Source organism: Streptosporangium sp. DT93, from assembly GCF_049844535.1.
In the GTDB taxonomy this organism is placed as follows: Bacteria; Actinomycetota; Actinomycetes; order Streptosporangiales; family Streptosporangiaceae; genus Streptosporangium.
Genome location: NZ_JBNCLF010000100.1, coordinates 1 through 294 on the forward strand (window position 1 = coordinate 1; position 294 = coordinate 294).

At 72.4% G+C, this 294-nt stretch carries 1 protein-coding gene; it reads right to left on the reverse strand.

The annotated features are described in order from the left end of the window. Positions 1 to 294 (reverse strand): DUF7507 domain-containing protein (locus ACLQ2R_RS39660; RefSeq protein ID WP_425966562.1); only part of this gene is annotated, 294 nt, incomplete at both ends.

Below are 294 nucleotides of genomic sequence, written 5' to 3' on the forward strand. Positions count from 1 at the left end.
GTCGGCCTGGGTGATGACGTAGCCGTTGGTGCAGGTGGTCGAGGCTTGCGGGGCGAGGGTGGTGACCGGGCAGGTGATGGCGGTGGGGGTGCCGGTGCCGGTGAAGGCGGTGGTGGTCGCGGCCACGCCGGTCAGGGTGGTGTTGCCGGTGTTGGTGACCAGGTAGGAGTAGGTGATGGCCTGTCCGGCGGCGGTCGCGGTGTTCGGCGAGGCGGTCTTGAGCAGCGCCAGTGCGGGGGCGGCGACGGCGGTGACGGTGGCGGTGGACGGGTCGGAGGTGACGGCCGGTCCGGT